This is a genomic window from Weissella thailandensis (assembly GCF_001932615.1).
GTDB lineage: Bacteria > Bacillota > Bacilli > Lactobacillales > Lactobacillaceae > Weissella > Weissella thailandensis.
On sequence record NZ_CP014332.1, the window covers coordinates 469,272 to 481,257 of the forward strand.

The following is an 11,986-nucleotide window of genomic DNA, read 5'->3' on the forward strand; positions in this document are numbered from 1 at the left end:
CGTTTTTTTTATGTTGATATATTTTTTATAGGCCATTAATTTTAGTGAAAAGCGTAAACGTTTGAAATGCTTTTATAACAATATTTGTAAACGATTGCAATTAATGCGGTAATCGATTAAAATACCAGTATACTATAAAATTTTAGGGGGAATTGCCAAATGGCATTACTTGGTGCAATTGAAGCAGGTGGAACGAAGTTTGTGGTGGCCGTCGCGCCAGTTGAAGAACCAGAGTCTGTGGTTGCTTGTGAAAGTTTTCCAACAGAAGATGGTGTGACTACTATCCAAAAAGTACAGGAATTTTTTGATCAATATGAAGATATTGCGGCAATTGGCATTGCTTCATTTGGACCAATTGATGTCAGAACTGATAGTGCGACATATGGGTATGTGCTAGACACGCCTAAGCGGGGATGGTCAGGATTTGATTTTCTTGGTGCAATGAAAGAATGGCGAGATATCCCTTATTATTGGACAACTGATGTTAATGCTGCTGGTTGGGCGGAGTATGTTTCAGGTTCTGCTGCAGATGTTGATAACATTGTCTATCTAACTGTTGGGACTGGTGTTGGTGCAGGAATTATTGCAAATGGTCAATTTGTTGGTGGTTATTCACATCCCGAAGCTGGTCACATTGTGATGGCTAAGCACCCTCAGGATCACTATGCTGGTCATTGCCCTTTCCATGGTGATCACTGCTTGGAAGGATTGGCAGCTGGACCCGCTATGGAAGAGCGCTGGGGAGTTTCAGCGAAAGAACTACCTGATGACCACTTAGCTTGGCAGATAGAGGCATTCTATTTGGCACAAGCAGCTGTTACTTATACGGCAACTCTTCGTCCAGAACGAATCGTCTTTGGTGGTGGTGTACCACACCGGGATATTTTGTTACCAATGGTTCGTCAGTCTTTTGCTGAACAATTGCACGATTATTTGGCAGTACCAGAATTAGATAATTATATTGTTTCTGTGGGTAATGGTGATAATGCGGGTATTTATGGTTGCTTCTATCTTGCAAAAGAACTACTAGGTGATTAAACCGGACTTAGAGGAAGGGCGTTTGACATCAACTTTTGGTAATTAACGTGAGATGCGTTATAATGGTTGAGTCGCCCAGCTCGATAGTCAATAAAAAGTGAGAAGTAATATGTTAACCGTCATCAAGCAACATGAGGATAGAAATGTAATTGTCTATGATTATTACATTGAAGGTCGACAAAATGTTTATGTTGATACGGGACATATCACAGTGAAAGCAATGGGTGGGTTCGCAACGTGGCGAGCCATAAATGACCAAAATGAAAAGTATTTAAAACAAGCCCTCACGGCTCTCGTGATGAAAAGAAATCAGGATGGCGGTGTTTATCCCGATATTATAAGAGTTGTGCTTGGAGAGAAAAAAGAATGAAAGGGTAGGTTTAATTACTATCTACCTCAGGTATAAAGATCGAAATAACCATCTTTAGAAGGATGAATTTCGATCTTTTTTAACGAATCGTTAAACTGTTTTTCTCTTGACACGATTATCTAGTGTATGGCATTCTTAAATTTGATTATAAAAATCTAAATATATAGAGGTTTAAACGATGTTCGATATTATTAAGGCAGTTATTCTGGGAATAGTTGAAGGTATTACAGAATTTCTGCCAATTAGTTCTACGGGTCATTTAATTTTGGCAGATGAATTTATCCAAATGAGACAGTCAACACAGTTTACGGATATGTTCAATGTGGTGATTCAACTTGGTGCCATTCTGGCGGTCGTTGTTATTTATTTCAATAAATTAAATCCCTTGTCTACTAAGAAAAATGCAATTGAAAAGCATGATACTTGGCTCCTATGGTTGAAGGTATTGGTTGCCGTAATTCCGTCAGTGATTATTGGGTTATTGTTGAATGACTGGATGGATGCGCATCTAATGAACTGGCAAGTTGTTGCTGCAACACTCTTGATTTACGGTGTTTTGTTCATTGTTATTGAAAATCGTAATGAAAAGCGTACGCCTCATTTTACGAGTTTAAACAATTTACCTTACCAAACAGCATTTATTATTGGAGCCTTTCAAGTGCTTTCGTTAATTCCAGGAACTTCAAGATCTGGGGCAACAATTTTGGGAGCTATTTTGATTGGTACATCTCGTTTTGTAGCAACGGAGTTTTCATTTTTCCTTGCTATTCCGACGATGTTTGGTGCTTCCTTCCTAAAAATATTTAAGTATTTTAGTCATGGTGGTGCATTTACTGGGACACAAACAATGGTCTTAATCACCGGAACAGTGGTATCATTCATTGTTGCTTACCTATCGATTAGATTCTTGCTTAATTATATTAAGAACAACGATTTTAAGGCGTTTGGTTGGTATCGTATCGTATTAAGTATTTTTGTTATTGCTTATTTTGGGTTTTTAGCAAAGTAAAATTAGATATTAATTAGAAAAATGATTGAGTTTATCATTCTTTATGCTATACTGAATGTAAGTCATCAACCTTATTCATATTTTCTACTCTTAAATAGATGATGGACAGTGGTTTTGCGTTACCTTATGGGTGACCAATGCCACTTTTTTTGATGGTTTTTTAAATTAAAGGTTAATTTTAGTCAGGTTTATATTTTATTTAAGTCGGTGCCTTTATTATAAGTATTGTTGATAAGGAAAGCCCATTCCTATCAACAGCCCACACTCATAGAAATTTACCTAATCGTTTAAAGAATTACGCTTTAAACAACCTACTCCTTAATAGATCGCTGTTTATGTATAATGAACAGCTTGATCCAAAAACGTCTATCTTGCCCGGATAGGCGTTTTTGTTATATTCATAAGAAAAATCTAATTTTTTGTATATATCTTGATTTGAATAGGGTAATCATTTAGTTTAGATGTTAATACATATTTATAGACAAAAAGGAGCTCGCATGGGTGATAAATTGAAGCATCAAAAGTGGTCCCGTTGGATATGGGTTTTGGTTATTATTATTTTGATTGGTATTGGTGGGTTTTACGGCCATAAAGTATATCGTGAAAGCCATCCGAAGTTGTTAACGAATACGCAAATTAAATCTAATTTGGGTGTTCATTTAAGTAATAAATTGATTTCTGAACAAGATAATTTAGAAAAGAACTATTCACAGGCGGAAAAAGATAGTAAGTATACAACTGACAATATGTTTGTGAAAACAAATCCGTATAAAACATCACCATTAACGGCTTTGGCGATTTTTCATACCGATGAAGCTGCAAAGGTAAGTTACACCGTTGTTGGTAAGTCGAGTGGCACATCGATTACTAATAGTACAAACAAAAATACAAAAAAGCACCGCATTAATGTGGTAGGGCTATATGCAAATACGGCTAATAAGGTCGAATTTACAATTACTTATAAAGATGGTCGTGTCGAAAAGAAAACAGTTGAGATGCAAACCCAACCATTACCTAAGGCTTTGGCTGATGTAAATATTAATGTGAAGATGGCTGATAAAAAACAAATGGCCATTGGACAAAATGGTTTAACGGTCTTTACCCGAACAACCAAAGAACCGTTTGCGATTGATGCGGATGGACAGATTCGTTGGTTTTCAACGGAATATAATCAACATATTTTTAAAACATTGAAGAATGGTCATTTGTTGATTCTTCGTAAGCAAGATAACAGTAAGCTTGTTTATAATGATTTAGTTGAGACTAATTATTTGGGTAAGATTTATCGGAACTACCAATTCAGTAATAAAACATCATCAACTGAGAATCTAAAGGCTAAGAATAAATCAGATGGTGAAACAACTGCTATTCATCATGATGTGATCGAATTACCAAATGGTAACTTGTTAGCCACAGTTTCTGATGGTTCGAAGTTTATTGAGGATACAATGGTTGAAATTAATCGTAAAACTGGTAAAGTTGCCCGCGTGATTGACTTTAAGCGTATTTTCCCAATGGATACTTATGCCCAATATGATGCAACAAAACGTTCTGATGGTAAGGTTGACTGGTTACACCAAAATGCGATTAATTATGATAAAAAGGATAACAGCATTATCATTTCTTCACGTCACCAAGATTTGATTATGAAGTTTAACTATAAGACCATGCAACCAGTTTGGATTCTATCAGGGCGTGATAAAACTGATTGGCCAAAGAAGTGGCAGAAACATGTTTTGAGCTATGCAAAGGGCACTACGATTAATGGTGGTCAGCATGATGCTCGCGTGATAGCTGGTTCACAAAAAGATGGTCAAGAAACGATTTCATTCTATGATAATAATTATGCCGTTTCATATGGTGATAAAAAGACGTCAGGTAAGTATTCAGCCGGTCGTGAGTTAAAAATTGATTTGAAGACTATGACTGCCAAAGAAGTCCGATCATATGGTCAAGCATTAGGCGAAGCTAATTTTACTGACCGAATTGGTTCAAATCGACAACTAGATAATGGTAATTCCTTAATTGACTTCGGTTATTTAAATGCTAAGAATGGGGATGCTTCTAATATTATCGAAGTAACTCGTGATGGTTATCAAGTATTTAATGTTGAGCTTTCAAACTTGCAATCGAAGGGTTATGTTTACCGTTCTTACCGGATTAACATTTCATAGCCAATCGTTGTCACATTGCATAATGGTGGCGAAAGCGATAAACTTAAGTGATTATTAGAAAAAGGTGGTTAAAAAATGAGTGAAATTACCCAAGAACAATTAGCAGCATTTAAAAAATCTGTCAATGAAAGTTCTAAGTCAGAAGTTTTACGTGGTGCTATTACCACTAATGGTATCTTAAAGTCAGCACGTGATAATCAACGTGCTGGTGAATTGACACCAACATTTAGTGTTGATTTGGAAAGTTCACCAGTTGCTAATCAGTTGCGATCAGGACGTTGCTGGATGTTTGCCGCATTAAACACAATGCGTCATGATATGAAGTCAACGCACGGTTTGCCAGGCGACTTTGAATTATCACAAAGTTACACATTCTTCTGGGATAAGTTAGAGAAAGCAAATTATTTCTATAATAATATTTTGGCAACCGCAGATAAGCCAACAACTGACCGTGAAGTGAGCTTCTTGTTAGCGACACCACAACAAGATGGTGGCCAATGGGATATGATTGTTGCCATCATTGAAAAATATGGTGTTGTACCACAATCAGCTTTCCCAGAATCACAAGCATCATCTCACTCTGCTGAACTTAACCGTTTGTTCAACGGTAAGTTACGTAAAGATGCCATTACATTGCGCCAATTAGTTGCACAGAATGCTACTGACGATGAAGTATCAGCTAAGCTTGAGGCGTTCAATAAAGAAAACTACCATATGCTGTCATTAACATTTGGTGAACCACCTTTGACATTTGATTTTTCATTCCGTGATAAGGATGACGAATTCCATCGTGAGCAAGGTATTACACCACAAGACTTCTTCAAGAAGTATGTTGGCTGGAATCTTAGTGACTATATCTCAATCATTAATGCACCAACTGATGATAAGCCATACAAACAAACATACGGTGTTAGTATGTTAGGTTCTGTTGTTGGTGGTCGTGACGTTAAGCATTTGAATCTTGATTTGGCGACATTTAAGGAATTAGCCATCAAGCAACTTTCTGCTGGCGAAAACGTTTGGTTCGGTGTTGATATGGGACCAAAGTTAGATCGTGAAGCTGGATTAATGGATACGGAATTGTATGACGAGGATAGCTTGTTCGATATTGATTTCAGTATGACTAAGGCAGAACGCTTGGATTATGGTGACTCATTGATGACTCATGCGATGGTCTTAACTGGTGTTGACCTTGTAGATGGCAAGCCAACAAAGTGGAAGGTTGAGAACTCATGGGGTGATAAGAATGGCCACAAGGGTTACTTTACAATGTCTGATGAGTGGTTTGACCAATTTACGTATCAAGTTGTTATTAAGAAGGAGTATCTTCCTGATGAACTACGTGATATCTATGAAAATAGTGAACCTAAAGAATTAGCACCATGGGATCCAATGGGTGCATTAGCATAAAAGTTTTTAAATTGACCGAAGACGTCCAATCAATGAGGACAACGTCTTCGGTTTTTTAGTTATAACTTATGTTATAGTGATTATCAAAAAGTGGAAAATAATGAGGAAATTATGTTAAAAGATGATTTGAAACAGACATTGACGACAATCAATGCCACCCTGGATACCAAACAATTAAATAAGATTTTAAAGCCGGTATTAGAACTGGGGATGCAGCGAGGATACGAAGCAGCTTATTTACTGATTGTTGGTTTAAGCGAAGGTGTTCAGGCAGAAAATCAGTCAGCTGCTTGGATAGATCGTGTAGAGCATGCCGCGCGTAATGATTTTAAAAAATTATGGGAGACTGAGCAACACAAGGAATTAGATGACCAAATTAATAGTATGCTGGCGGAAGAATACCACGCCGTTACTGCCCACCATGATAATCAGTTAGTTTTTGAAAGTATCATCATGCCTTATTTTAATGGCTGGTTTTTAGGTTATTACTACGCCTTGTTAACTTTAATTTCAGAGGTACAAGCCGCTCAAGAGGCTAACGAAGAGACTTTGAAGAAACAAGTTTCAGATCAAGCGATGCAAGCCGTAGAAAGTGAACGTGCGAAGTTTCAACACCAGATGTTTTATCAGAATGGTGTGTTAAGAGATATCTTGTCTGTTTTAGAAAAAAGATAACGCTTACCAGAGTGTTATATAAAATGGTTGACAATTAAAATTATCGGGTGTAAATTAGCATCAACAATTAAATTTAAATTAAAAAGTGATGAAGAGAAGTATCATTTTAATTTGTAATCAGAGAACTGTTGGTTGGTGTGAAACAGCTTGCAAGTAAGATGATTATCATCTCGGAACTATGTCGTTGAAAGGTTATTAGATGACATTGGGTGCGCCCATTATAGTGTCAGCGTATGATAAATGTCGTACGTGTGAGATAGTATCAGTGATGATGCTATAAAGTAAGGTGGTACCGCGCGTAAGCGTCCTTTTAGCTATTGTAATAGATAGTTAAAAGGACGCTTTTTAATTTGATAGTAATTATTGGTAATTAAAGGAGGTGAGGACATATGGAATCGGTGATTAAGAGCTCAAAAGAAAGTCCAAGCCAGATTAGTCTTTTGATGCAATTGACAAGTCGTTTTAACGATTTTGTATTAGTAAAATATGACGTATTTGTCCTCACACGACTGACATAAGTGGGGATGAGCCAAATAGTATCTATGGAGGATATATTTATGAACCAAGCAATGCCAGAATTATCAACGAAAGAAGAATTATCACAGTCAGAACAAGAATTAGTAGAGCACTTATTTAAGGCTTATCAGACACACGAGCCACTGCAAGAGTCTGATTACGAGGGTGTTGTTACTGATGAGGAGACGGCATACCAAGTTCAGCGTCATTTAACTGAATTAAAAAATGAAGCAGTTGGGGGCTACAAGGTATCGCTTACTAGTCAGGAAACTCAGGACATGTTTGACTCAGATTCACCGTTGTATGGTGCCCAAGTTAAGAGCCACTTTGTTTCATCACCGACAACATTATATCGGAGTGACTTAATGGAGCCATTAGCAGAGGTCGAAATGTTATTTACAGCAAAGGAAGACCTTAATAGTAATGACTCACTGGCTGACTTACTGCATAAGACTAAGGTTGCACCAGCTGTTGAGGTCCCTGACTCACGCTTCAGTGATTGGTTCCCAAGTCTGTCAAAGTATATGGTGATGTCTGATGCAGCTGTTGGAGGATACGTTGTTTATGGTCAAGAAGTTGATGCAGATCAATTGTTTAACAATGTGGATGAACTTGCTGATGTAAAATGTGAATTATTCTATAATGGAGAGAAATTAAAGGACGGTGTTGCTTCAGAAGTACTTGGTAACCCATTAAATTCACTTCATTGGTTGGCTGAAAAGCTTGAACAACAGGGAACGCCTTTAAAAGCTGGGCAACGCGTTTCAAGCGGGACATTTTTATTACCAGAGTCACTAGGTGATGGTAACTGGAAGGCAACTTTCAACAAAGGATTAGGTGCAGTGTTTTTTGATGTTGTAGCTGATTAAAACGAAAAAGCATGTGTTAGGTTTTAGACATAATGGCATTAGATTTGATACAGGTTTTTTAATCATTAATGGGTACACTGATTAGTTGTTATGGCTAATCAGTGCTTTTTATTTCTTACATATGTTAATGTTTACATATGTTCAAAACAACATATGATGAACAAAGGGGATTAATTGATGAATTTAGGGGTATTGGTTATTACATTTTTAGGTGTAAATTTTGATTTTTTCTTTATGTTATTATTTCTATTAAAGAAATATCGGATATCACAAGTTATCATGGGTTACTTGATTGGTGTTATTATTTTGCTGACAGCTAGTTATTCTGCTGGTGCAGTGTTAGCATCATTTTTACCAGAGTGGGTATTAGGAATATTAGGTGTTTTGCCAATTTACATGGCTATTCATGATAATGATGAGGAACAGAATAATAATAGTAAGCAGTCGCCTATTTTAACAGTATTATTAACGTATTTATCAGTTTGCTCGGGCTGTGTTCTAGCGATATTTTTGCCCGTCATGGCAGGTGCAAGCTTGAACAACTTTTTCTTTGCCCTTTTAATTATCGCATTATTAACTATTGTTATTGTTTTTATTGTTAAGCTAGTAGCAGATATGAAAGTCGTTACTGAACTAATGGATCGTTATGGTGAAGTACTGATGAAAGTTTGTTATGTCCTAATTGGTGTATATGTATTTTGGGATAGTGGGTTAATTAGTCATTTAATCGCACTATTATAGAAAGTGAGTGGCAATGATTGATGATAAACATTTAAACGAAATGAACAAAATTATGAAGTTATTGAGCAATCCTGTGAGAGTGCAAATGCTTTATGTTCTAGAAAATAATAAAATGAGTGTTAATGAATTATGTGAGCTGTTAGGCGTTGAACAATCGGTTATTTCTCATAATTTAGCCTTATTACGTGAACACCAATTAGTTATGGCTGAAAGACAGGGAAAATATAATTATTATCAGCTTAATGATCCGCATATATTGGATATTATTAATGAAACTCTGGCACACGTTGATCATGTGTTACGTGGCAAGCAGCACGGGAAATGATTATTAGCTAACCGCTATGCTATTAGTAATAGAAAAGAATGAATTTATAGGAGGTGGTAATGATGAATATGACTGAAATGATGAAACAAAATCAAGGATATTATTCAAACAATAAAGATATGCCTTCAAAATTACAGGAGAAAGCAAAATTTCTGTGCTGGAAATATAATCAAACAAGCCCTTTGGAGAAAGATAAGCGACAGTCTCTGTTGCAAGAACTTTTCGGTGAATGCCATCCATTAACTTTTATTGAACCATCATTTCGATGTGATTACGGGTTCAATATTCATACTCATGGCTTAACAGTTATTAACTATAATTGCGTAATTCTTGATACGTCACCAGTACATATTGGTGAAAATACTTTTATTGGGCCGGGCACTTGTCTCGCGTGTGCAGGACATGCGATAGATGCCAAACAACGTGCTGCTGGTGTTGGCACATCTGCACCAATAACCATTGGCCGAAATGTCTGGCTTGGTGCCAATGTAACGATTTGTGGCGGAGTTTAAATCGGTGAAGGTAGTATTATCGGGGCAGGAAGTGTTGTTACCAAAAATATCCCGGCAGGAGTGATCGCTGTGGGTAATCCATGTAAAGTATTACGTCCTATTACAGAAGAGGATGAGTTACAACCGACGGATTTCTAAAAAATCAAAGCCATATTCACAAAGATAGGTGCCTAATCTATGGAACAAATTTACGAAACGAGCATACAGTTACTATCACAGCAAAAAAGAGCCAGATGTGACTGATAATGGTGACCATAATGTGAGATGAGCTCAGGGCTTTACAAACTGGAAACGCACACCGTATAATTAATACATACAAAAAAGCCTGTAAGGTGGTCGAGACCTTACAGACGACCGAGTTTGAGAGTATGCTTAGATTTAGCGCTGATTAGTCTTTAAGGCTTATCAGCGTTTTTCTTTATCTCATAGGCTTTTGCTAAGTTAATAGCAAGCTTGCCCAGAGCGCCTAGCACATAGCTGGAGGCACGATACTTTAGTTATTATTAAATAAATCACCTAATAGAATGGGTGTAATCATAGCGCTTAATATTTTTTCAAATTCTTGCGGGCTTTCTTGAAAACCATGTTTTGCCCAATCATTGATTAGGCTGGTTATTAGGGACAATATACCCATAAAAGCATAATGCTGTGGAACGGTCACTTTTTTAATAAGCTTGTTAGTTTCCCAGATACCTTGATCTAATTTAAGTAGTTTGGAAAGAAAGGCTGGATCACCTTTATCACTGGCTAGTAATTCAAATTTTTGTCCATTTTGATAAATATACTCTACTAATTTGTGATAATATTCTTGCATTATTTTTTTATTGGGCTGACTTGCAGTTATTTCGTTCAAAGGTACATCTAAGGATACTTCATGAAATCCTTGAAATAAATCTTCTTCCACTGCATCTAATAAGTCATTTTTGTTATTAAAGTAAGTATAAAAAGTGCTTCGATTAATCTTTGCGGTTTGTAAAATTTGTTTCACAGATAAACTAGCGTATCCTTCAAGAGCCAAGTTTTGCCAAAAGGCACTCTTAATTTTTTTTGAGTTTGTAAAACACTAAAATTTTTTTGGTTAGTCATGAGTAGTGATGCCTCCATTATTCCAACAGTAAGCGCTTTTCTGTCGGTTGTTATTTTTAAATGATTGCTATAAACTTTATGCAAACAACAGTTGTTTGTCAATCTTTAGTTTATGTTTATATATTATTTGGAGGCGGCAAAATGGCACAAGTAGTCTTAGAAAATAAACCAGAAAGCTATGAAAAGTTAGGCGTTCAACAAGGAAAAGTGGCCGTTTGGGAAGATGGTAAACGTGATGATGATCGCGCGGGTTCTTACGAATGGTGGTATTTCGACGGTATTTTTGATGACGGATCAAAGGTTGTTATGGCATTCAATACGAAAGGACATAGTGATACTCAAAAGGAGGGAGCGCAGCCTTTAGTCATGATTAATATCACTTCTCCAGAAGGAAAAACTTATCGTACTGACCTTAATTATTCCGCTGCTGAAGCGACGTTTGCTACTGAAAATTGTGATGTGAAAATTGGACCACATCGTGTTTCTGGGAATTTAGAAGATTATGACATCCATTTTGAGCCTAAAGAGGGGATAGGCGCTGATTTACATTTAAATAGTACTTCAACGCCATGGCGACCTGGTTCTGGTTATTATAACTTTGGTAATGATCTTTACTTTACCTGGCTTTGTGTTGTTCCAACTGGGAAGCTCAGCGGAACTCTGACGTATAACGGTAAGACAGTTACGGCTAATGGGACAGGATACCATGACCATCAATGGGGTGATATTAATACTTTTGTAACTTATAATAATTGGCTATGGGCACGACAAAATTTTTCAGATTATACTATCTTAAATTTTGATATTGTTACTAGTCGTGATTATAACTATCAACGGTTGCCTATGACCTTTATTCAAGATAAAAAAGGTAATCTTATCTTTGAAAACTTTGATCCTAAAAATGTTAAATATGAAGTTTTTGAGGAATATGAACAAGAAGACACTGGCAAATTATTTCCAAAGGATTCTCAATATACTTGGGAAAAGGATGATATAAAGGTTCAGTATCGATTAAAAGTTACTAAAGAGATTGGACTTGAAAAATTGTATGCCGATGCACCTGAACCAGTGCAAAAACAGTTTGATGCGTTAGATTTATATCCGGGCTATGCTCGTGATGCAGCCATTGGAGAATTAACGATAACAACAGATGGCAAAACGATAAAGGATTCGGGAGAATTGATTTATGAATTTCCATCCGTTGGTAAAGAATATAAGCCATATATGGTAACCGATTAAAGAAAAAGATAAAGAACGATTA

The 11,986-nt window shown here is 36.5% G+C and carries 12 protein-coding genes and 1 other annotated feature; of the genes, 11 read left to right on the top strand and 1 reads right to left on the bottom strand.

Annotated features, from left to right (window positions below; translation table 11 throughout):
* The first annotated feature begins 159 nt into the window (after positions 1-159).
* The 10 genes from FOL01_RS02235 (at position 160) to FOL01_RS02280 (ending at position 9,639) form a co-directional block, all read left to right on the top strand.
* Entirely contained in the window at positions 160-1,038 is an 879-nt protein-coding gene (locus FOL01_RS02235; RefSeq protein ID WP_075269107.1) for an ROK family protein, read from the top strand.
* A 109-nt stretch (positions 1,039-1,147) separates the two neighbouring features.
* On the top strand, positions 1,148-1,408 hold the full coding sequence (locus tag FOL01_RS02240; protein ID WP_075269108.1) for a hypothetical protein: 261 nt from the start codon (positions 1,148-1,150) through the stop codon (positions 1,406-1,408).
* A 178-nt stretch (positions 1,409-1,586) separates the two neighbouring features.
* Entirely contained in the window at positions 1,587-2,417 is an 831-nt protein-coding gene (locus FOL01_RS02245) for an undecaprenyl-diphosphate phosphatase (protein WP_075269109.1), read from the top strand.
* 497 nt (positions 2,418-2,914) lie between these two features.
* Complete coding sequence (locus FOL01_RS02250; protein WP_075269110.1) at positions 2,915-4,591, top strand: aryl-sulfate sulfotransferase; 1,677 nt, start codon at positions 2,915-2,917, stop codon at positions 4,589-4,591.
* 75 nt (positions 4,592-4,666) lie between these two features.
* Complete coding sequence (locus tag FOL01_RS02255) at positions 4,667-6,001, top strand: C1 family peptidase (protein WP_075269111.1); 1,335 nt, start codon at positions 4,667-4,669, stop codon at positions 5,999-6,001.
* Positions 6,002-6,112: 111 nt separating this feature from the next.
* On the top strand, positions 6,113-6,676 hold the full coding sequence (locus FOL01_RS02260; protein ID WP_075269112.1) for a hypothetical protein: 564 nt from the start codon (positions 6,113-6,115) through the stop codon (positions 6,674-6,676).
* A gap of 79 nt (positions 6,677-6,755) precedes the next feature.
* Positions 6,756-6,989 (top strand) — a binding site (T-box leader).
* 244 nt (positions 6,990-7,233) lie between these two features.
* Positions 7,234-8,061: a 2-keto-4-pentenoate hydratase gene (locus FOL01_RS02265; protein ID WP_418385072.1), complete on the top strand. Its 828-nt coding sequence runs from the start codon at positions 7,234-7,236 to the stop codon at positions 8,059-8,061.
* Positions 8,062-8,238: 177 nt separating this feature from the next.
* On the top strand, positions 8,239-8,802 hold the full coding sequence (locus tag FOL01_RS02270) for a cadmium resistance transporter (protein ID WP_075269114.1): 564 nt from the start codon (positions 8,239-8,241) through the stop codon (positions 8,800-8,802).
* 13 nt (positions 8,803-8,815) lie between these two features.
* On the top strand, positions 8,816-9,127 hold the full coding sequence (locus tag FOL01_RS02275) for an ArsR/SmtB family transcription factor (protein ID WP_075269115.1): 312 nt from the start codon (positions 8,816-8,818) through the stop codon (positions 9,125-9,127).
* A gap of 59 nt (positions 9,128-9,186) precedes the next feature.
* Positions 9,187-9,639, top strand: coding sequence for a sugar O-acetyltransferase (locus tag FOL01_RS02280; protein WP_207649847.1), 453 nt, complete (start codon positions 9,187-9,189; stop codon positions 9,637-9,639).
* 493 nt (positions 9,640-10,132) lie between these two features.
* Here the strand turns inward: FOL01_RS02280 and FOL01_RS02285 are convergent, their stop codons facing one another.
* Complete coding sequence (locus FOL01_RS02285) at positions 10,133-10,657, bottom strand: TetR/AcrR family transcriptional regulator (protein ID WP_075269116.1); 525 nt, start codon at positions 10,655-10,657, stop codon at positions 10,133-10,135.
* A 209-nt stretch (positions 10,658-10,866) separates the two neighbouring features.
* On the opposite strand from FOL01_RS02285, the gene FOL01_RS02290 reads away from it, so the two are divergent.
* On the top strand, positions 10,867-11,964 hold the full coding sequence (locus tag FOL01_RS02290; RefSeq protein WP_075269117.1) for a lipocalin-like domain-containing protein: 1,098 nt from the start codon (positions 10,867-10,869) through the stop codon (positions 11,962-11,964).
* Positions 11,965-11,986 lie beyond the last annotated feature (22 nt).